The organism is Burkholderia crassaminum (assembly GCF_964265005.1).
In the GTDB taxonomy this organism is placed as follows: Bacteria; Pseudomonadota; Gammaproteobacteria; order Burkholderiales; family Burkholderiaceae; genus Burkholderia.
Map to the genome: position 1 here is coordinate 840,855 of NZ_OZ183799.1, position 20,380 is coordinate 861,234.

Sequence of the window (20,380 nt, forward strand, 5' to 3'; positions counted from 1 at the left end):
GATGAACAGTAAGATTGCAATAATTGGGGTGGCTTGTCGGTTTCCCGGGAGCGCTAACAATCTTGGCGACTTCTGGCAGCTGCTGCGCGACGAACGCGACGCAGTGACCGAAATCCCGGCCGACCGTTTCGGCACCGATTTCTACCAGCACCCGTCCAAGCGCGAACCGGGCAAGAGCTACACGTTCTCGGCCGGCGTGCTCGACAACGTCGCCGGCTTCGATGCCGCGTTCTTCGGCATTTCCCCGCGCGAAGCGGCCCAGATGGACCCCCAGCAGCGTCTGCTTCTCGAACTCGCGTGGGAAGCGTTCGAGGACGCGGGCGTGCGCCCGGCCGACATGCGCGGCAGCAACTGCGGTGTCTTCGTCGGCGCCGCCAGCATGGACTACGGTAACCGCAACATGGACGATCTGAACGTGATCGATCCGTATTCGGCGACCGGCAACACACTGAGTATCGCGTCGAACCGCGTCTCCTACCTGTTCGACCTGCGCGGCCCGAGCATGTCCGTCGACACGGCCTGCTCGTCGTCGCTCGTCGCGCTTCACCAGGCCGTCAAGGCACTGCAGTCCGGCGAAGCCGACGTGGCGCTAGCGGGCGGCGTCAACCTGCTGCTGCACCCGTTCGGTTTCGTCAGCTTCTCCAAGGCGTCGATGTTGTCGCCGCGCGGCCGTTGCCGCGCGTTCGATGCGACCGGCGACGGTTATGTCCGCTCGGAAGGCGGCGCGTTCGTGCTGCTCAAGCCGCTCGATCGCGCGCTCGCCGACGGCGACACGATCCATGCGGTGATCGCCGGCTCCGGCGTGAACTCGGTCGGCCACTCACCGGGCGGCATCAGCGTGCCGGGCGCGGCCGCACAGGCATCGCTGCTGCGCAGCGTCTACGCGCGCGCGGGCATCGATCCGCAGTCCCTGGCGTATCTCGAGGCGCACGGCACCGGCACGGCGGTCGGCGATCCGATCGAGGCGCGTGCGCTGATCGACGTCGTGTCGGGCGAGCGCCCGGCGGATCGTCCGCTGCTCATCGGTTCGGTAAAAACCAACATCGGCCACCTCGAAACGGCATCCGGCATGGCCGGGCTGCTGAAGGCCGTGCTGTGCCTGAAGCATCGCGCTGTGCCGCGCTCGCTGCATTTCGTCACGCCCAATCCCGGCATCGATTTCGACGGCGGGCGCCTGCGCGTCGTCGATCGCTACATGCCGCTCGACACAGGCGGCGCGCCGCTGTCAGTCGGTGTCAACTCGTTCGGCTTCGGCGGAACGAACGCACACGTCATATTGACCGAGGCGCCGACTGCAAACGAGGCGTTCCCGGCCGCGCCTGAGCCTGTTCACGCGCAGCTGTCCCCGCTCGTCCTGAGCGCGCGCAGCGCGAACGCGCTCGGCGCGCTCGCGGGTCGATATCTTGCGGCGCTCGACAATGGCGGCGACTGGCAGGCGCTTGCCGCGGCGGGCGCCCGTCGCCGCCAATGGCTCGAGCATCGCGCAATCGTCGCGCCGGCCGACGTGGCCGAAGGGCGTACGGCTCTTGCAGCGCTGGCCCAGGCGGCGCCGGAAGGGTTGCCCGCATGCGTGGCGACCGGCCACGCCCCGGCCGACACGCCACGCACCGCGCTCGTCTTCTCGGGCAACGGCTGCCAGTGGGTCGGGATGGGCAACGAGCTCTATGCCGAGAACGCCGTCTTCCGTGCCGCGCTCGACGAAGTCGACGCACTGTGGTGCGCCGACGGCAGTTCGTCGCTGGTCGACGTGATGCGCGGCGGCCCGAGCGCGGAATGGCTGGCCGGCGCGGGTGCCGAATGGCTCGCCGCGACGGAGAACGCGCAGCCTCTGCTGTTCGCGATCCAGGTCGGCATGATCCGCGTGATCGATGCACGCGGGATGCGTTACGACGCAGCGATCGGCCATAGCGTCGGCGAAATTGCCGCGGCGTGGGTGACAGGCGCGCTGTCGCTCGCCGACGCGGTGCGCGTGATCAAGATCCGCAGCCGTGCGCAGGCGATGACGCGCGGCAGCGGCCGGATGGCGGCCGTCGGCATCGGCGACGCGGCGGCACGCGAACTGATCGCACGCCACGGGCTGGCGCGCCGTGTCGAGATCGCCGGCATCAACAGCCCCGATGCGGTGACGCTCGCGGGCGAGCTGCAGGGGTTGCAGGCACTGGAGGCGGCGCTGCGCGGCAGCGGCAAGTTTTTCCAGATGCTGGATCTCGACTACGCGTTTCACAGCAGTCACATGGACCGCATCGAGCCGGTCGTGCTGGCCGAACTGGCGAGCCTGCGGCCGCAGCCGGGCAATGGCGCGTTCGTGTCGACCGTGACCGGCGGCGCGCTTGCCGGCACCGAGCTCGACGCGCGCTACTGGTGGCGCAATATTCGCGAGCCCGTGCGCTTCGGCGACGGCATCGCGCACTTGGTCGAGCAGGGCGTCCGCCTGTTCGTCGAGGTCTCGCCGCATTCGATTCTGCGTACGTACGTGAAACAGGCACTCGCGGCCGCCGGCGCCACCGGCGTGGCGCTGCCGACGCTCAAGCGCGATCACGGCAGCGCGGCGACGCTGCAGCAGGCGATTCTCGCTTCGATCGCGCACGGAGCGAGTGTCGATCCCGACCGCTTCGCGCCGGGCGAATCGCGTGCTGCATTGCCGTCCTATCCGTGGCAGCGCGACCGCTTCTGGCTGACTCCGACTGTCGAAGGCTACGGCCTCGTCAATCGCCGCCGCGTGCATCCGCTGCTCGGCTATCGCCTGCACGAGCACGCATTCGCGTGGGAAAACCAGCTCGATCCGGCGAAGCTGCCGATGCTGGCCGATCACGTCGTCGACGGCGGCGTGGCGTTCCCGGGCGCGGGTTACGTTGAAATGGCCCTCGCCGCGGCACGCACCTTCTTCGAAACGCCGGATGCGGCGCTCGAAAACGTCGAGATCCGCACGCCGGTCGTATTCCAGCCGCAGCAGGCGAAACTGTTCCGGCTCGTGATCGAGCCGCGCACCGCGACCTTCACGATCGAGACGCGCGACCGGATGTCCGACAGCGCATGGTCGCTGAACGTGACGGGCCGGATGCTGGAAAGCGGCAATGCGCTCGGCGATACGAGCGTCGTGCCGTCCGACGCGCTCGAGCGCCTGCTCGCGCTGCCCGCAGCCGACGGCGACACGCTGTACGCAAACACGGCGGCCATCGGCCTCGGCTACGGGCCGGCGTTCCGCTGGGTCCGCACCGTGCGGGTCGCCGCGGGCGACGGCGCGGCGCTGGCGGACGTCGCCGCGCCGGCCGCATGTGGCGATGCGCAGGCATTGTCCACCTATCTGCTGCATCCGGCGCTGATGGACAGCGGGTTTCATCCGCTGTTCGCATTGTTGGCGGCGCACGCGCGCGAAGGCGAGCATCCGGCTTACGTGCCGGTGCAGATCGGCCGGGTCGACTATCTGCGCGGCGACACGGTCGAGCGGGTACTCGTGAAGATCGACCGGCACAGCCCGCATTCGATCGTCGCGCATTTCGAATTCCTCGACGCGCGGGGCGCGATCGTCGCGCGGCTCGGCGCTTGCCGGTTCCGGCGCGTCGATCTCGTCGGCCGTCGGCAGAACCTGCCCGCGCGCTTCGTCTACCGCCTTGAAGAAGTGCCGCTGCCGGGCGACGTCGACTCGGCCGGTTTGCCGCCCCCCGACGCGCTGCTCGCACAGGCCGTCGCGCGGCTCGATGCGACCGGGCACGACGGCCGCCGGACGCAGCATCTGACCGAAATCCTGCCGCTGCTCGACGTGCTGGCGAGCCTCTACGCGCTGCGTGCGTTCGATGCGCTCGGCGCATTCGCCGGCACGTGGCAGCCGGCGGCCGGGCGTGCGGCGCTGGCCGCGCGTCTCGCCGACATGCTGGTCGAGGATGGTCTCGCTCATCGCGATGGCGCGCTGCTCGTGCGCGACGACGCGGCGTGTGCGGCGCTTCCGCCACTCGACGAGCTGTGGCGCGGGCTGCTGGCCGAATCGCCGGGGCACGTGGCAGAACTGACGCTGCTCGCGCATTGCGGCGCGGCGTTGCCCGCCGTGCTGGGCGGCGCGAAGGATGGCGCACGCTTGCTGTCTCCGACCGGGCACAGCCTGGTTGAACAGCTCCTTGCCGCATCGCCGACGTGGCAGCACGTGCACGCGTTGCTGACCGCAAGCGTCGAGCAGGCGGTCGACGGATGGCAAACGGCGCGCCGATTGCGCGTGCTCGAACTGGGCGCGACGGACGGCGACGTGCTGCAGACGCTCGGCATGCATCTCGCGGCCGCGCGCTGCGATCACGCGATCGCGGCGACGGCCGGCCAGCTGGCCGGATTCGACACGGATGCGGAAGCGGCGGTGCGCACGGTTGCACTGCAGTCGGGCGAGCGGTTGTCGCTGGCGGCCGACGAAGCCGGGCCTTACGACCTGATCGTCGCGAACCGCGCGTTGAGCGGCCGTCACGATGTGGCCGACGCGCTGAACGCGATGCGATCATGGCTGGCGCCGGGCGGATTGCTGCTGCTGGCCGAGTCGCGCGGCGGCCGCTTCTCCGACATCGTGTTCGGCGCGCAGGCTTCGTCGACGGAAGCCAACGCGCCCGTGCCGCTGGCGCCGGCGGATCTCGATGCGGCACTCGAACGCGCGGGCTACGTCGACGTCGTGCGGCATGTCGAGCAATCGCTCGATCTGGACGGTACGCCGACGTTCGTCATCGCGCGCAACCCCGCGAGCGCCGTTGCCGCGCAACGCAGCGAGGAACCGAGCGATCTCGATACGCTGGCGCGCAGCGAGCAATGGCTCGTGATGCACGCACCGGATGCCGCCAGCAGTTTCGGCGGGCGGCTGGCCGATGCGCTGGCACGCGCGGGCTATCCGGCCGATATCGTCGACATCACGCATGCGGCCGACGCGATCGCGTCGTTGCCGGCCGGGCAGCCGGCGCATGTCGTGTTCTGCGCGCCGGAAGCACCGCTCGCCGAATCGGCGACGGGGGATGGCCTGATGGCCGCGCAGCGTCACGGCGCGATCGCGCTGGCGGCACTCGTCCGCGCGCTCGGCGCGCAGCCGAACGCGGCCACACGATTGACCGTCGTTACGCGCGGCGGCGCGCCGTTCGCCGGGACCGCGAACGCGCATCCGGAACAGGCAACGCTGTGGGGCCTCGGTCGCGTGCTGGCGAACGAGCATCCCGAACTCGCGTGCCGCCTGATCGACATCGATCGCGCGGCGGACGGGATTCCCGATGCGCTGATTCGCGAGTTGACCGGCTCGGCGGTCGAGGAAGAAGTCGTCCTTGGGGCGCATGGGCGGTTGGTGCCGCGCATGCTGACAGCCGCACAGGCCGCGGTCCGCAGCGATGGCGCGATTGCGCGTGCGGCCGTGCTCGCGTTCGATGCGCCGGGCTCGTTGCGCAATCTCGAATGGTTCGCGTTGCCGGAAAGCACGCTGGGCGCGGACGAGGTGGAGATCGAGCCGGTTGCAACCGGCCTCAATTTCCGCGACGTGATGTATGCGATGGGGCTCTTGTCCGATGAAGCGGTCGAGACCGGCTTCGCGGGCGCGACGATCGGCATGGAGTTGTCCGGCCGCGTCGTCCGGGTGGGCGGCGCCGTGACGGAATTCGCGCCGGGCGATGCGATTCTTGGCTTCGCGCCGGCCTCGTTCGCGACGCGCGTCAGGACGCGTGCGCAAGCGATCGCGCTGAAGCCCGAACGCCTGTCGTTCGAGGAAGCGGCGACCGTGCCGACCACGTTCTTCACCGCGTATTACGCGCTCGTCGAACTCGCGCGGCTGCGTCGCGGCGAGCGCGTGCTGGTGCATGGCGGCGCGGGCGGTGTCGGGATCGCCGCGATCCAGCTCGCGCGCCATTTCGGCGCGGAAGTGTTCGCGACGGCCGGCAGCGACGAGAAGCGCGAGTTCGTGCGCCTGCTCGGCGCCGACCACGTGCTCGATTCGCGCAGCCTTGCGTTCGCGGACGAAATTCGCGCACTGACGGGCGGGCAGGGCATCGACATCGTGCTGAACTCGCTGGCCGGCGAAGCCATGGTGCGCAGCATCGACACGCTGCGTCCGTTCGGTCGTTTCCTCGAACTCGGCAAGCGCGATTTCTACGAAAACAGCCATATCGGGCTGCGGCCGTTCCGCAACAACATCAGCTATTTCGGCATCGACGCCGACCAGCTGATGGGTGCCTTGCCGGATCTGACCGAACGCCTGTTCGGCGAAGTGATGACGCTGTTCGCCGCAGGCGTGCTGCACCCGCTGCCGTATCGCGCGTTTCCCGCCGAACGGGCCGAGGATGCGTTCCGCTACATGCAGCAGGCGCGCCAGATCGGCAAGGTACTCGTGACCTATCCGTCCGGCACGCCGGCCCCGACGCGCGGCGTCGTGCGCGCGGGTTCGCTCGCGCTCGATCCGCATGGCACGTACCTGGTGGTCGGCGGCACGGGCGGGCTCGGGTTCGCGAGCGCGCGCTGGATGGTCGAGCGCGGCGCCCGCCGGCTGACGCTGGCGAGCCGCTCCGGCGAGCTTGCCGATGCGGCGCGCGAGGAGGTCGAGCGCTGGCGCGCGACGCTCGGCGTCACGGTCGATGTCGTCTCATGTGATGTGACCGATGCGGCGGCGGTCGATGCGATGATTGCCGCGATCGTGCGGCGCGACAGCCCGCTCAAGGGTGTGCTGCATTCCGCGATGTCGATCGACGATGGCCTCGTGCGCAATCTCGACGATGCGCGCATGGCCGCGGTGCTCGCACCGAAGGTGGCCGGCGCGTGGAACCTGCATCGTGCGACACGCGCGCTGCCGCTCGACCTGTTCGTCGTCTATTCGTCGGCGACGACCTATCTCGGCAACCCGGGGCAATCGAATTACGTCGCGGCCAACAGCTTCCTCGAGGCGCTCGTCGAACATCGCCGCGCGGCCGGGTTGCCCGGCACGTTCATGGCGTGGGGCCCGCTCGAGGACGTCGGTTTCCTCGCGCGCCACGCGGATACGCGCGAGGCGCTGCAGTCGCGGATCGGCGGGGCATCGATCACGTCCGACGAGGCGATGGTCGCGCTCGAGCGCGCGCTGGTTGCGGGCGCGGCAGGCGAAGCCGTGGTCCGACTCGACTGGCATGCCGTGGCGCGCGGGATGCCTGCGGCAAAGGCACGTCGGTATTCGCTGCTCCAATCGCATGCGAAAGGCGGCGATGCACGCGACGGCGGCACGCAACTGAGGGAAGAAGTGCTGGCATTGCCGCGCGACGAAGCGATCGCGCTGGTTGCCCGGACGCTGCAGGCGCAGATCGCGCGGATCCTGCACATGACACCGGATCGCATCGCGCTCGACAAGTCGGTGCTCGACATGGGCATGGATTCGCTGATGGGGATGGAACTCGGCCTTGCGGTCGAGGAAGCGTTCGAGGTCAAGCTGTCGGTGATGGCGATCGCCGAGGGCGCGTCCGTGACGACGCTGGCCGGACGCATTGTCGATTCGATCGGCGCATCGGCCGAGGCCGACTCCGATACTGCGACCGATGCCGCACAGGAAGCCGTCGCGGCGCTTGCCGCGAAGCACGCGATCGAAGGCGAAGCGCGTGCGATGCTCGATACGCGGCCGGCGCCCGTGGCGGGCCAGGCGTCGCCGACGCTGGAGGTCGCGCGATGAGTGCGCCGTCCGGCTGGGCGACGAGTCAGGGCACGCTGGCAGGTCCGCTGGCGATCGACGGTCACGGGCTGCACACGGGGCGCCGGGTGGGCGTGCGGATCCTGCCCGCGCGTCCGGAGGACGGCGTGACGGGTATCGTGTTCCGTCGCGTCGCGCAGGGGCGCACGCTCGCGACGCTGCCGGTCGATCCCGCGTTGCGCCGCGCCCAGCCGCTGTGCACGATGCTGCGCAATGCCGACGGCGTCGGCGTTCGTACGATCGAGCATCTGCTCGCGTCGCTGATCGCATGCGAGATCGATCATGCGATCGTCGAGATCGACGCCGAGGAAGTGCCGATTCTCGACGGCAGTGCCGCGCCGTGGGTGGACGCCATCCGCGCGTGCGGCCGCGTCGCGCTCGATGCGCCGAAACGCTTCATCCGCGTGCTGCGGCCTGTCGTCGTCGCGGACGGCGAGGGCGACCAGCGGCGCGAAATGCGGATCGAGCCGGCGCCGCGTTACGAACTGAGCGTGCGCAACGACCTGCGCGGCTTCGGCGACATGCATTGGGACGGTACGCTGACGCCGGCCGCATTCGCTACCGAAATCGCGCCGTCGCGCTCGTACGGGCGCGTGAAGTGGGCTGTACCGGCGATCGTCGCCGGCTACCTGCGCGGGGTACCGATCCTGCGCGGCGCGCGGCCGTCGTGCACCGCGTCCATCGTCGGCAGCCGCGTGCTGGGCGGGATGCGCATGCCGGAGGAATTTGTCCGGCACCGCGTGCTCGACCTGGTCGGCGATCTCGCGCTGGCCGGCGCGCCGCTGCTGGCGCGCGTGAGCGCGTTGCGGCCGAGCCACGAGATGAATTTCCGGCTGGTCGAAGCGCTGCTGGCCGCGCCCGACGCGTGGCAGTGGGCCGAGTTTTCCGACGCGTGACACCAAGCATTTTAAAAATTCGCGGCGTAACATAGCGCCTTTTCGAGATACAGCGAAGGAAGCAATGGCACTGGGAGAGCATCTTCGCCAGCAACTGGCGGCGAAAGCGCTGAAACGGCAACTGGAGCGCGCGACTGATGCTGCCGCAGCACCGGGCGTGCCTGGCACGCCGGCAGCGCAGACCGCATCGGCGCGCAGCCGCTTCGAATCGATGCCGCAGTATCAGCAGGTTCGGATCATGCGCGAGATGGGCGAGAAGCTGCGCGTCGACTCGCCGTTTTTCCGTGTGCACGACGGCGTCGCCGGTGCGACGACGCAGATCGGCGGGCGCGAATACCTGAACTTCGCGAACTACAACTACCTCGGCCTGGCAGGCGATCCGGCCGTGTCCGCGCGCGCGAAAGCCGCGATCGACCGGTACGGCACGTCGGCATCGGCGAGCCGGATGGTCGCGGGCGAACGCCCGGTGCAGCGCGATCTCGAACGCGCGCTGGCCACGTTCTACGAAACCGACGACTGCGTCGCGTTCGTGAGCGGCCATGCGACCAACGTGACCGTGATCGGCGCGCTGTTCGGCCCGGGCGACCTGATCGTCCACGATGCGCTCGCGCACAACAGCATCGTGCAGGGCGCGCAGCTGAGCGGCGCGAAGCGGCTGAGTTTCGCGCACAACGACTGGCAGGCGCTCGACGAGCTGCTGTCGCGCGTGCGTCGCGAATACCGGCACGTGTTGATCGCGATCGAAGGGCTGTACAGCATGGACGGCGATTTCCCCGACCTGCAGCGCTTCGTCGACGTGAAGACCCGCCATGGTGCATTCCTGCTGGTCGACGAGGCCCATTCGCTCGGCGTGCTCGGTGCGACCGGCAAAGGCATCCGCGAGCATTGCGGTGTCGCGTCCGACCAGGTCGACATGTGGATGGGCACGATGAGCAAGACGCTGGCCGGCTGCGGCGGCTTCATCGCCGGTTGCCAGCCGCTGGTCGACATGCTGCGCCATCTGGCGCCGGGCTTCCTGTACAGCGTCGGGCTGGCGCCGACGCTCGCCGAAGCGTCGCTGGCCGCGCTCGAGCGCCTGCAGGCCGAGCCGGCGCGCGTCGCGCAATTGCAGGCGCGCGGGCGGCAGTTCCTGAACGAAGCGCGTGCTGCCGGGCTGAATACGGGCACGAGTGCGGGTTATGCGGTCGTGCCGGTGATTACCGGGAGTTCGCTGAAGGCCGCGCAGTGGGCGAATGCGATGTTCGACGAAGGGATCAACGTGCAGCCGATCTTCTATCCGGCCGTCGAAGAAAAGGCTGCGCGCCTGCGCTTCTTCATCTGCTCGACGCACGAGCCGGAGCAGATCAGCCGGACGGTCGCCGTGTTGTCCCGACTCGCTGGGCGCAGCGCATGACGCTGACCGGTGCGTTCGCGCAAGCGGTTCCGCGTGCCGGCGAGCATGTGCGGTTTCGTGCGGCCGATGCGGGTGACGCGGCGGCGTGCGCGCCGCTTGTGTTTGCGTCGGGCGTCGCTGAATTCGGGTTCTTTCTCGGCGAAAACGACACGCGCTGCATCGCCTTCCTGCAGCAGGCGTTCCGGTCGCGTCATGGGCGCTTCTCGTGGCGCCGGCATCGCGTCGCGGTCGCCGACGACGGTGCGGTGCTCGCCGTGATGGCGATTCACGACGGGCAGCAGACGCTGTTCGACGACGTGCATGTCGTGTGGGCGCTGGCGCGCTTCTTCGGCGTGCGCCACACGATCGGCCAGTTGTTGCGCGGGCTGATCCTCGAGACGGAAATTCCGGCGCCGAAACGTTCGCAGATTCTCGTCGCGCATTGCGCAACGGACGAGCGACAGCGCGGCACGGGCATCTTCAGCGCGCTGTTCCGTGACGCGCTGGACACCGGCGCATTGCCCGCCGACGGCAACCGCGACGTCGTCCTCGACGTGCTGACCCGTAATGTGCGGGCGCGCGCGCTGTACGAACGGCTCGGGTTCACCGCACTGCCGCGGCCGCGCGCCCGTTCGCGCCGGCTGCCCGCCGAACTCGATTCGATCCGGATGCGTTTTTCGCGCCGCGCCTGATGGCGCGTATGGCAGCCTGCTGCGCTACTTCCGCCGCGGGCTGAACGGCCGCTGCTGCGCGTCGGCGCATCGCGTGAACGCGTTTGCCGTTCGCGCGAGTGGCGTACCGACGCGCGCGGGATGACGTTCGATCACGACGACGTCAACCGTCCAGCGGCAGTTTCCGGATGATCGCGTCCACACACTCCAAGGGACTCGTCTCGGCCGTCCTGACGTGAACGTCAGGGGACTGCGGTCGCTCATAGACGGAATCGATGCCGGTAAATTGGCGAATCTTGCCTTGCCTCGCCAGCGCGTAGAGTCCCTTCGGATCGCGTGCCTCGGCCACTTCCAGGGCAGCGTCGACAAAGACCTCGATAAACGTCCCGGCCGTGAAGCGCGCGCGTGCCTTGGTGCGCGCCTCCTGAAAGGGCGAGATCAGCGCAGCGATGACGACGAAACCGGCATCCACCAGCAGCCTGGCCACCTCGGCGGTTCGCCGGATATTTTCATGGCGATCGGCATCGCTGAATCCGAGATCCCGGTTCAGCCCTTCGCGCAGGCGGTCGGCATCCAGCAGATAGGTACGCAGTCCGCGGGCATCGAGTTGTTCCTGCAGCAGAGTCGCCAGCGTCGACTTGCCTGCGCCGGAGATACCGGTCAGCCACACCACGAAGGCTCGATCCTGTTTCGCGCCAGGGCGTGCGGATTGACAATCCGTCGACGTGGCGGGTGGCAAATTCTTGAAATTTTCAGGCATGTCCAATATGAGGTGCGACGATCGTGCAGTTGTTTTGTTTGAGTTTCGTTTACTCCTGCGGCGAATTGTAACGCGCTGGAAAGTATGTAATCCCATCCTCTTTTAACGAATTATTTCGTCCGCATACGTTTGGCGCCACCATCGCGATGCGGTCAACGGTGTCAATGTGCTACTTCCGCCGCGGGCTGAACGGTCGCTGCTGCACATCGGCACCCTGCGCGACGATCGCCATGCTCTCCGGCACTTCCTCCCACGCGCCCCGCAGGTCGACGAGCGGCTCGGACACGACCATGAACGCGTCGTCGCCGGCTTCGGCGATGCGCGGGTTGTGCGGATACAACTCGTGCAGGTGCTTGAACGACGTGCTGTGGAACAGCGAACGCGATTGCCGTTCGCTCGAATAACGTACCGCGATGATCCGTTCGCCGTCGGTCGCGCAGATCGTCATGTTGAGCGGTTCGGCCACGCGATGCCGCGCGGCGGTTTCCTCGACCACGCCGACCATCCGCTCGAGCGCGGGCAGCGGCATCTGCTCGAGGCCGTAGGTCAGTGCGAGGCGGAACATCAGTTCGGAGTCGGTCGAGCCTTCGAGCGTCGGGAACAGCGCGGGATCGACCTTCATCGTCAGGTCGCGGCGCAGCTTGTGGAAGTCGCGGATCAGCCCGTTGTGCGCGAACAGCCAGCGGCCGTGGCGGAACGGGTGGCAGTTGGTTTCCTGCACCGGCGTGTCGGTCGCCGCGCGGATATGCGCGATGAACATCCGCGAGCGGATCGCGCGCGCGGCTTCACGCAGGTTGCGGTCGTTCCACGCGGGATGCACGGAGCGGTAGCGGAACGGGAGTTCGTCGGGGCGCCCGTACCAGCCGATACCGAAACCGTCGCCGTTGGTGGTCGTCGCCCCCAGCTCCGAATGCAGGCTCTGGTCGATCAGCGAATGCTTCGCGCGGAACAGTACGGTCTCGAGATGAAGCGGATTACCCGTATAGGCGAGCCAGCGGCACATGGAGCGCTCCTTCACGATGGATCGTTTGCGCATGGTAGCCGACTTCGCGGCGCATCCGTGCCCGTGTGCGCCCGGCCGGCCATTCAGGCAGGTACGCTGGCTAATCTTCATACCTCGCTTGGCCCGGATGCGCGATGCTCAACCGGGCGGGCATGCAGCCATGCAGCCACGCGGCCACGCGGCCACGCGGCCACGCGGCCACGCGGCCACGCGGCCACGCGGCCGGGCGCCGCCATGCGACGGCAGCGCCGCGGCCGTCAGGTTCAGTCGCCGAGCGCGTCCATCACGCGCGCCGAATAGACGAGCGCCGCACCCGCGTTCAGCGCAACCGCGACGCCGAGCGCTTCCGCCACTTCCTCCTTCGTCGCGCCATGCTTGGCGGCTTCCGCGGTGTGCACGGCGATACAACCGTCGCAGCGCGTCGTGACCGCGACCGCGAGCGCGATCAGCTCGCGCGTCTTTGCGTCGAGATGGCCCGTCTTGGCGCCGGCGCCGGACAGTGCCTTGTAGCCGGCCAGCGTATCGGGCGACAGCTTGGCGATCTCGCCGATGCGCGTCGAGAGTTCCTTCCGGTATTCGTTCCAGTTCAGCATGATGCGTCCTTTCGAGAAGAGGTGAGGAGGGCGGCGGGCGCCGCGATCTCGGGCGATGCAGAGCTATTCTGATCGTTCGCGCTGAGGGTTTCGATACGCTAGAGTGTCAATTTTTAGCGCAATCGTCTCATGGATGCTCTGAGTCAACTGCTGTCGCTGGGCCGCAGCCATGTCGAGCTCGACGTGCGCTGCCTGCTCGACGGGCCGTTCGCGATGCCGCACGACCCGCTGCCGCGCGGCGAGGCGGCGTTTCACCTGGTGCTGGCCGGAACGTGCCGGCTGCGTACCGCGGACGGGCGCTCGCTGCAGCTCGCCGACGGCGATTTCGTGCTGCTGCCCGCGGGCGGCGCGCACGACCTGCTCGACGCTGGGGCCGGCCGGTCGGGGCCGGTTGCGGTGCTGCGCGAACAGGGCGCCGGCGGCGGCGCGGTGCTGCCGGTCAAATCGAATCTCGATCCGGCCGAACCGGGTAGCGCGAGCGTGGACCTGCTGTGCGGACGGTTCGTCTATGCGCGCGACGCGGGCGAACTGCTGATGCGCACGCTGCCGCCCGTGCTCCATGTCGGGTTGCGCGAAGCATCGGGGTTCGCGCCGCTGCAACTGCTCACGAGCGTGCTGCGTACCGAGGCGTCGAATGGGCAGCCGGGCGCCGGCGCGATCGTGAACGCGCTCGGTCAGGCGTTGCTCGCGTATGCGTTGCGCGCATACGGTCGTGGTGCGCGCGTGCCTTCAGGCTGGCTTGCGCTGGCTGCGGATGCGCGGCTCGGCCCGTCGGTGCAGGCCGTCCTGCAGGCGCCGGAGAAACCGTGGACGGTCGAGGCGCTCGGCGACGCATCCGCGATGTCGCGTGCGACGTACGCCCGGCATTTCCGCGAGCGGGCCGGAATGAGTGTCGGCGCGTTCGTCGCGCAGATCCGGATGATGCATGCGTGCGCGCTGCTGCAGGACACGCAACGCGGGCAGGCGGAGATCGGGCAGGCGGTCGGTTACCAGTCCGAGGCCGCCTTCGGCAAGGCGTTTCGCGCGGTGCTCGGTACGACGCCGGGGCGCTGGCGACGGGCGCAGCGCGAATTGTAAGACTGCAAGCAAGCCGTCTTGCCGCGTGCCAAAGCTGCTACCATGCGCGAAACGCAGTTCAACGAAAACGATTTCGCACAAGAAGAAAGAGAGGGCAAAGCAATGAACCAGACCACCATCCAGCAGCCGTCGTTCGCGTTCGTGGCCGCGTCGTGGGCCGCGCTGCTCGCCGGTTTCGCGGCCTTCCTGATCGGGCTCTGGAACGCCGGCATGCAGCTCAACGAGAAGGGCTACTACTTCACCGTGCTGGTGTTCGGCCTCTATGCGGCGATCTCGCTGCAGAAGAGCGTGCGCGACCGCGCGGAAGGCATTCCTGTCACCGGCATCTACTACGGCCTCAGCTGGATCGCGCTGCTGCTGTCGATCGCGCTGCTGGTCGTCGGCCTTTTCAACGCGACGCTGCAACTGAGCGAGAAGGGCTTCTACGCGATGTCGTTCGTGCTCGCGCTGTTCGGTGCGGTGGCCGTGCAGAAGAACACGCGTGACCTGCAGAACGCGAAGCCGCGCTATACCGACGCCGAATCGGCGCCGTCCGTCCAGGAGTGACGGCACGCGACGCGGGCGCCTTCCGGGCCGCCCGTCTCGCGACGACGGGCGCGGGCGACCCGTGCATTCATCGACGCGCCGATGCGCCGCGGGCTTGCCGCCCGTTCGTTTCATCCATGCCGTCGCGCATGAGGATGGAGACATTCAGGATGCCAGACCTTACAGAAACCTCACCGCGCACGCGCACGGCGGCGCATGCCGTGGCGGCGAAGGCCGCGCTCGTGCTGGAGACGAACAACCTGCGCGGCGGCGCCGGCCTCGCTCAGGCCGTCGATAGCCTGAAGCGCCTCGTATCGGCGCTGTCGAAGCAGACCGTGCCGCCCGCAGCACTCGCGCAATGGATCATCACGCACGACGGCCTGCCGGCCGATGCGTGTGCGGAGATCGCCGCGCTGGCCGGCCGCCCGATCGACTTCGTCGAGATCGGTGCGAGCACCGGCTACTACGATGCGAAGAACGACGGGTTCGATCGCGTCGACGCGGCCCGCTGCGACATCGTCGTGTTCGGCGATGCCGATTGCCGGCCGGCCGACGACTGGCTCGAGCACCTGCTCGCACCGTTCGCGCGCGAAGCCGGCGATACGCCCGTCGCGGTGGCGGGGCGCACCAGCTATGCGCCGAACGTGCTCGGCATCGCGCTGACGTCGATCGATTTCATGTATTTCCCGAGCCCGCTACGCGATGGCGCGACGCGCAATTTCTACGCGAACAACGTCGCGTTCCGGCGCGACGTGTTCGCGCAATTTCGCTACGAGCCGCTCGACGGCGTCTATCGCGCGCATTGCCAGGTGATGGGGCTGCGGATGCAGGCGGCCGGCGTGGCCGTCGAGTTCGCGCCGGCCGCGCACACCGAACATCGGCTGCCGGACACGCATCGCGAATCGCTGAAGCTGCGCTGGATGCGCGGCGAGGACAGCGTCGGGCTGACGCCGTATCTCGTGAACGCGTACCTCCCGCGCGGATGGCAGTGGCTCGGACGCAGCGGCCCGCTCGGCCCGTTCTGCGTGATGGCGATGCGACTCGGCTACAGCCTGCGCGCACTCAATCGCCAGCAGTTGCCGCAGCTTGGCGCGGTCCGCTATCTCGCGGCCGTCGGCGTCACGATCGCGGCGTCCGCCGTCGATACGCTCGGTGCGCTCGCGCGCGGTTTCGGTCTTGCCGGACGCGCATCGGCCCGGCGCGATCTCGACGCGCTGTCTTATCACCGTCATTGAACCGGCGCCGTGCATCGCGCGCGGCCACGACACGCCGACATCCTGCATCCATACCGACAACGACCATGCCCTCTCTCGCCACCCGTGTTGCCTGCCTCGCCCTGTTTGCCGCCAGCGCCGGCGCCCATGCCGCGCCGGTCGATCACGCGGGGCGCGGAATCTACCACTTCGCGTCGCAAAGCGGCTGTCCGTTCGCGAACGCGGCCGCCGCGGACTGCAATCGCGTCGCGCTGGATGCGCCCGACGTTCACGCGAGCATCGATACCGATGCGCACGCGATCGTCTTCTCGAGCGATGCGACGCGCCGCACGAAGGACGTGCTCGGCGACGTGCTGCTGCAGGGCACGGGCGTCGACGGCGAGGGCCAGCGCGTGCCGTTGAGCGTGCACGTGCTGCTGCGTCGCGACGGCGCGAAATGGGACCGTGACGTGTATGTCCATGCGCCCGTGCACGGCACGTTCACCGAGGTCCGGATCGATCCGTATCGCGTGCGCGTGAAGGAGGGCGATAGCGAGCGCGACGTGCTCACGCCGGACGAAACGCTGGCGCTGTTCGCGCATCCGTCGCTGGCGTCGCGGCTCGCACGGCATCTCGTGAAGGTGAGCGCGACCGATCCGAAGCAGCCGTCCGCGGACGACATCACGATCGCGCTCGGTGTTGGCGGCCTGACGAAGTCGGTCGCGCGTGCGAGCTTCACGTCGAGCGCACCGCACGATGCGGACGTCGATCGTGCACTGGCGTCGGGCACGTGGTCGATCCGTTTCGATGCGTTGAGCAATCACATTCCGGTGTGGGTCGCGCAGCGCGAGTTGTTCCTGTTCGGCCTCGACGGCAGCGCGCTGCTGAAAGACGTGCGCGAGCGCGGTTTCCGGAAAAACGACCGGATCGAATTCGGCGCGCGCGACGGCAGCGGCTATCTGCGCGTGAACGGCCGCGAGGAGGCGTTTGCGGGTGCGACCGCGTCCGCGCATGCGTTCATGCAGGAAAGCTTCATCGGCCTGATCCTCGGATGGCGTCGCGATCCGGCCGCCGCTGCGGCATCCGCGACGAAATCCGCGTCCGCACGGGGCGTGCCGGCATGAACGCGGCAGGCGAGCTGCCGGCGCCACCGCTGGCAGCGCACGATGCACGCTTCGACTGTCTCGAAGCGCCTGTGCCGCGCGGTGCGGCGCGGGTGCGCGCGTACCTCGTCGATCGCATCAAGCGGGCGGCGATCCGGCAGCTTCATCGCAGCACGCATGGCGAGCGCTGGGTGCTGCGCATGTACCTGATCGGCGAGGAAGCGACCGAGTGCGCGTTGCACGAGGACTGGACCGGGCAGCCGCCGGACTGGCTCGCGCCGCGGATCGAGCAGCATCTCGCGGACGAGCGTCGCCACGCGGCCGCGTTTGCCGATGCGCTGCGCGCACGCGGCGTCGCGCCATCGGCCGCGCCGTACGAGCCCGACTGGCTGAGCCGGCGCAAGATCATGCGATGGCGCCGGCTCGCGCAGCGCCATGCGCCGCATTTCGCGCAAGGGGTGCTCGTGCCGGCCTATGCGACGGGTCTGTGCGCGGAACAGATGGCGATGCGCGTCCTCGCGCGCCACTGCGCGACGATCGGCGCTGCGCATCCGCTGTATCCGTTGCTCTCGCGCGTGCTCTCGGACGAGACGCGGCACGTCCGGCTCTGCGCGGACACGCTGCGCCGTCTCGTCGCGCCGTCCGAGGCCGCGCCGCTCGCCGCGTTGCTGGACGAGATCCGAGCGATCGAAGCCGGTTTCGGCGTGACGGGCGCGCTGGCGATGGTCGCGGTCGGCTGGCTCCAGTCGCTTCGTCCACGCGCATGATGCCGCGGATCGTCTATCTCGCGACGGCCGACGCGCGCGGCCACCTGATGCGGGCGCAACTGCTCGTGCATGCGTTGCGTGCGGCCGGCGCGCAGGTCGACGTGTTGACGACGTCCGATGCGGGGCAGGCATTCCTGGCTGCGTTCGACATCGACGCGGCCGTGCTGTCCCGCCACTACGCGGTGCAGTTCGACGAACGGCAGAACATGCTGCGCGATGCGACCGATCGCAATGTCGCGCACTACGTGTTCCGGCCGACGCGCATGCTGCGCGATATCGCGCGGCTGCGTGCGATCGGCAGCGATGCCGATCTCGTGATCAACGATTCGTTTCATCCCGCGCTGCTGTTCATGGGCGCGGTGCCGGGCTGGCGGCGCCGCGTCGTCCACGTGTACGGCGGCAGCCTGCGCCGTGCGTTGACCGCGAATTTCGATGCGCGGTTGCCGCGCGTGCTGGCGCGTGCTTTCGCACGGATCGTCGACTGGCAGATCGATTCGGCGCGGTGCTGCATCGAACACGATTTTGCATACGATGTCGCCGATGAAGTCCGGCGATCGCGTACGCATTGCCGGCTGCCGACGCCGGTGCCGATCGTCGCCGAACGGCCGGCTTCGGAACCAGCTGCCGCAGCCGTCTATCTGAATCCGCATTTCCGCGATATCGCGCTCGCCGATGCGTTGTCGGCCGGCATGCGCGACGCGGGGCTCGCCGCACACCGTGTGGGCGAGGGCTATGCCGGGCACAACGGCTGGACCGGCGTCGACGCCGACTGGGCGACTCGCGCCGCCCATGCGCCGCTGATCGTGTCGGCGCCCGGTATGGCCGCGCTGTCGATCGCGCGTGTGTATCGCCGCCCGATCCTGCTCGTGCAGTCGGATCAGCCCGAGCAGGCGAGCAACGCCGCGCGCGCCGCACGGCTGCAACTCGTGCACCGCGTCGTCACTTGGCGCGGCGATGCGGTCGCCTTCCGGCGCGAAGTCGGGCAGGCTGCAGCCGAGCTGATGCGCAATCCCGGCACGCAGGCAGGGACGATCGCCGGCCGCGAGCAAGCGCGTGCGCGCGTCGATGCATGGACGTCGCGCCTCCTCGCGCTGCGTCCGCATGCGCAGGTGGCTGATGCGGATACGCGATGCGAGGCACCGGCGCCACGATGAATTCGCTGTCGTTTCGTGACGCTCGCCGGCCCGAGATCCGGCAGATGCTCGCCGCGACGTTCGGCATGGTGGCCGGCCTCGCGATCTTCTTTCTGCTGGAGCGCAGCGTCACGCCGCGCTACGTGTTTGCCACCGCGATCGATGCGCGGATTCCGTTCATCGCGTGGTCGTGGTTCGTCTATGTCGGTTTCTTTCCGTTCGTGATTGCGCTTGCCGCGTATGCGCGGCCATCCGCGTTCGACGCGTTCAAGGAGGCCGTGCTGATCGCGTTCGTGCTCGGTGTCGTGTGCTTCCTGCTGTTTCCGGAAGCCGTGCCGCGGCCCGACGTGGCGGAGATCGGCAACACATTCGTGCGCCACCGTCTCGCGCGCATGTGGCAGCTCGATCTCGCGGCCAACGGCTTTCCGAGCCTGCATGTCGCGGTGACGTGTCTTGCCTGCCGGATGCTGGCGGACCGGCGGCGGCTCGTGGCCGTAGTGGTCGGCCTGCTGATCTGCACGTCGACGCTGACGCTCAAGCAGCATACGGTTGCCGATGTGCTCGGCGGCGTGGTGCTCGCGACGGTCAGTGCACTGTGGGTCGAGCGGCGTTCGCTGCGCAGGAGGCTCGCGTGACGGATGCCCGTGTTCACCCTGCCGGGCCGAATGCCGAGCTTGCGCGGTTCGTGCCCGATCCCGCGTTGTTTCGCGTGAGTGCGTCGCGCGTCGGTGCAGCGCTGGCAGGCGACTGGCTGATGATCGTCGCTGCGTTCGCCGTTGCGATCGCGTTTGCGCATCCGCTCGTGTACGTGTTGGCCGCGATCGTGATCGCGCGCAGCCAGCTTGCGCTCGCGGTCATGATGCACGAAGGCGCGCACGGATTGCTGGCGCGGAACCGGCGCGTCAACGACGTGCTGGGCCAGCTGTTCGCGGCCGGCCCGCTGTGGCTGTCGCTGCGTACGTATCGTGCAGGCCATCTGAAGCATCATCGCGCACCGATGCAGTCGGACGATCCCGTCGCGCTGCTGTTCGGCGTGCACGACTATCCGGTGACGCGCGGGCGGCTGATCGGCCGTCTGCTCGCGTACGCGTGCGGGATCGGCTACGTGACGAGTGTCGTGAAGCTCGCCCGCGGAGAGTTTGCGCATGCGTTGCCGAAGGTCGGGAAGTCGCGCGCGTATGCCGCGTGGGAAGTCGTGTCGATGCTGGCTGCCAACGGTGTGCTGTTCGGCGCGCTCGCATGGGCCGGACATCCGCTGCTGTACGTCACGTTGTGGATCGTGCCGTCCGTCACGCTGCTACCGCTCGCCGGACAGGTGCGCGCGATCTTCGAACACGCGGGCCTGCCGGCAGGTGCCGACCAGAGCCGCAACGCGCGCACGATCGTCAGGCGTTCGTGGCAGACGTTCCTGTTCGGCCCGCACGCGATTCATTTTCATATCGAACATCACCTGTTTACGCGGATGCCGTTTCATAGCCTGCCGGTCGTGCATCGGCAGCTCGCGCAGCGGCAGTTGCTGCCGGACGGCAATTTGTACGCGGGATATGGTGGCGTGCTGCGCGACGTCAGTGTGCGCTGACGCGCGGGCGGGGTATTGCCTGCCCCGTCCGGTGCGGGAGTCGTGAACGGATCGACA

The 20,380-nt window shown here is 68.6% G+C and carries 15 protein-coding genes; 12 read left to right on the top strand and 3 right to left on the bottom strand.

Annotated features, from left to right (window positions below):
* The first annotated feature begins 1 nt into the window (after position 1).
* The 4 genes from ACPTTF_RS03830 (at position 2) to ACPTTF_RS03845 (ending at position 10,611) form a co-directional block, all read left to right on the top strand.
* Complete coding sequence (locus ACPTTF_RS03830; RefSeq protein ID WP_423370314.1) at positions 2 to 7,633, top strand: SDR family NAD(P)-dependent oxidoreductase; 7,632 nt, start codon at positions 2 to 4, stop codon at positions 7,631 to 7,633.
* A complete protein-coding gene (locus tag ACPTTF_RS03835; RefSeq protein WP_423370315.1) occupies positions 7,630 to 8,547 on the top strand; it encodes a UDP-3-O-acyl N-acetylglycosamine deacetylase in 918 nt (305 codons plus the stop codon). Before ACPTTF_RS03830 ends, ACPTTF_RS03835 begins: the two co-directional genes overlap by 4 nt.
* A gap of 64 nt (positions 8,548 to 8,611) precedes the next feature.
* The gene (locus tag ACPTTF_RS03840; protein ID WP_423370316.1) at positions 8,612 to 9,940 is read left to right on the top strand and encodes an aminotransferase class I/II-fold pyridoxal phosphate-dependent enzyme; all 1,329 of its coding nucleotides are present in this window, start codon (positions 8,612 to 8,614) and stop codon (positions 9,938 to 9,940) included.
* Positions 9,937 to 10,611, top strand: a complete 675-nt coding sequence (locus ACPTTF_RS03845; RefSeq protein ID WP_423370317.1) for a GNAT family N-acetyltransferase — start codon at positions 9,937 to 9,939, stop codon at positions 10,609 to 10,611. The genes ACPTTF_RS03840 and ACPTTF_RS03845 overlap by 4 nt, the downstream gene beginning before the upstream one ends.
* Positions 10,612 to 10,753: 142 nt before the next feature.
* Here the strand turns inward: ACPTTF_RS03845 and cysC are convergent, their stop codons facing one another.
* The 3 genes from cysC to ACPTTF_RS03860 all read right to left on the bottom strand — a co-directional run bounded on the left by cysC (position 10,754) and on the right by ACPTTF_RS03860 (position 12,946).
* Positions 10,754 to 11,350 (bottom strand): adenylyl-sulfate kinase, encoded by a 597-nt coding sequence (gene cysC / locus ACPTTF_RS03850; RefSeq protein WP_166956948.1) that lies wholly within the window; start codon positions 11,348 to 11,350, stop codon positions 10,754 to 10,756.
* A 169-nt stretch (positions 11,351 to 11,519) separates the two neighbouring features.
* The gene (locus ACPTTF_RS03855) at positions 11,520 to 12,353 is read right to left on the bottom strand and encodes a class II glutamine amidotransferase (RefSeq protein WP_423371841.1); all 834 of its coding nucleotides are present in this window, start codon (positions 12,351 to 12,353) and stop codon (positions 11,520 to 11,522) included.
* 263 nt (positions 12,354 to 12,616) lie between these two features.
* Positions 12,617 to 12,946: a carboxymuconolactone decarboxylase family protein gene (locus ACPTTF_RS03860; RefSeq protein ID WP_014897972.1), complete on the bottom strand. Its 330-nt coding sequence runs from the start codon at positions 12,944 to 12,946 to the stop codon at positions 12,617 to 12,619.
* Positions 12,947 to 13,075: 129 nt separating this feature from the next.
* Here ACPTTF_RS03860 and ACPTTF_RS03865 point away from each other — a divergent pair, with 129 nt between their 5' ends.
* From ACPTTF_RS03865 to ACPTTF_RS03900, 8 genes are all read left to right on the top strand, one after another.
* Positions 13,076 to 14,023, top strand: coding sequence for a cupin domain-containing protein (locus ACPTTF_RS03865; RefSeq protein ID WP_423370318.1), 948 nt, complete (start codon positions 13,076 to 13,078; stop codon positions 14,021 to 14,023).
* 102 nt (positions 14,024 to 14,125) lie between these two features.
* The gene (gene yiaA / locus ACPTTF_RS03870) at positions 14,126 to 14,569 is read left to right on the top strand and encodes an inner membrane protein YiaA (protein ID WP_011351064.1); all 444 of its coding nucleotides are present in this window, start codon (positions 14,126 to 14,128) and stop codon (positions 14,567 to 14,569) included.
* A gap of 149 nt (positions 14,570 to 14,718) precedes the next feature.
* A complete protein-coding gene (locus ACPTTF_RS03875; protein ID WP_166956952.1) occupies positions 14,719 to 15,783 on the top strand; it encodes a glycosyltransferase in 1,065 nt (354 codons plus the stop codon).
* A 65-nt stretch (positions 15,784 to 15,848) separates the two neighbouring features.
* Positions 15,849 to 16,865, top strand: a complete 1,017-nt coding sequence (locus tag ACPTTF_RS03880; protein WP_423370319.1) for a hypothetical protein — start codon at positions 15,849 to 15,851, stop codon at positions 16,863 to 16,865.
* Complete coding sequence (locus tag ACPTTF_RS03885) at positions 16,862 to 17,611, top strand: hypothetical protein (RefSeq protein WP_423370320.1); 750 nt, start codon at positions 16,862 to 16,864, stop codon at positions 17,609 to 17,611. The genes ACPTTF_RS03880 and ACPTTF_RS03885 overlap by 4 nt, the downstream gene beginning before the upstream one ends.
* Entirely contained in the window at positions 17,608 to 18,765 is a 1,158-nt protein-coding gene (locus ACPTTF_RS03890; RefSeq protein WP_423370321.1) for a hypothetical protein, read from the top strand. The genes ACPTTF_RS03885 and ACPTTF_RS03890 overlap by 4 nt, the downstream gene beginning before the upstream one ends.
* Complete coding sequence (locus tag ACPTTF_RS03895; RefSeq protein WP_423370322.1) at positions 18,741 to 19,379, top strand: phosphatase PAP2 family protein; 639 nt, start codon at positions 18,741 to 18,743, stop codon at positions 19,377 to 19,379. The genes ACPTTF_RS03890 and ACPTTF_RS03895 overlap by 25 nt, the downstream gene beginning before the upstream one ends.
* A complete protein-coding gene (locus ACPTTF_RS03900) occupies positions 19,376 to 20,323 on the top strand; it encodes a fatty acid desaturase family protein (protein ID WP_423370323.1) in 948 nt (315 codons plus the stop codon). The genes ACPTTF_RS03895 and ACPTTF_RS03900 overlap by 4 nt, the downstream gene beginning before the upstream one ends.
* Positions 20,324 to 20,380: the final 57 nt, after the last annotated feature.

Excerpts from the sequence above, each read along its gene's own strand:
- ACPTTF_RS03830 (WP_423370314.1), top strand. The coding sequence starts at position 2 with ATGAACAGTAAGATTGCAATAATTGGGGTGGCTTGTCGGTTTCCCGGG.
- ACPTTF_RS03835 (WP_423370315.1), top strand. The coding sequence starts at position 7,630 with ATGAGTGCGCCGTCCGGCTGGGCGACGAGTCAGGGCACGCTGGCAGGT.
- ACPTTF_RS03840 (WP_423370316.1), top strand. The coding sequence starts at position 8,612 with ATGGCACTGGGAGAGCATCTTCGCCAGCAACTGGCGGCGAAAGCGCTG.
- ACPTTF_RS03845 (WP_423370317.1), top strand. The coding sequence starts at position 9,937 with ATGACGCTGACCGGTGCGTTCGCGCAAGCGGTTCCGCGTGCCGGCGAG.
- cysC (WP_166956948.1), bottom strand. The coding sequence starts at position 11,350 with ATGCCTGAAAATTTCAAGAATTTGCCACCCGCCACGTCGACGGATTGT.
- ACPTTF_RS03855 (WP_423371841.1), bottom strand. The coding sequence starts at position 12,353 with ATGTGCCGCTGGCTCGCCTATACGGGTAATCCGCTTCATCTCGAGACC.
- ACPTTF_RS03860 (WP_014897972.1), bottom strand. The coding sequence starts at position 12,946 with ATGCTGAACTGGAACGAATACCGGAAGGAACTCTCGACGCGCATCGGC.
- ACPTTF_RS03865 (WP_423370318.1), top strand. The coding sequence starts at position 13,076 with ATGGATGCTCTGAGTCAACTGCTGTCGCTGGGCCGCAGCCATGTCGAG.
- yiaA (WP_011351064.1), top strand. The coding sequence starts at position 14,126 with ATGAACCAGACCACCATCCAGCAGCCGTCGTTCGCGTTCGTGGCCGCG.
- ACPTTF_RS03875 (WP_166956952.1), top strand. The coding sequence starts at position 14,719 with ATGCCAGACCTTACAGAAACCTCACCGCGCACGCGCACGGCGGCGCAT.
- ACPTTF_RS03880 (WP_423370319.1), top strand. The coding sequence starts at position 15,849 with ATGCCCTCTCTCGCCACCCGTGTTGCCTGCCTCGCCCTGTTTGCCGCC.
- ACPTTF_RS03885 (WP_423370320.1), top strand. The coding sequence starts at position 16,862 with ATGAACGCGGCAGGCGAGCTGCCGGCGCCACCGCTGGCAGCGCACGAT.
- ACPTTF_RS03890 (WP_423370321.1), top strand. The coding sequence starts at position 17,608 with ATGATGCCGCGGATCGTCTATCTCGCGACGGCCGACGCGCGCGGCCAC.
- ACPTTF_RS03895 (WP_423370322.1), top strand. The coding sequence starts at position 18,741 with ATGCGAGGCACCGGCGCCACGATGAATTCGCTGTCGTTTCGTGACGCT.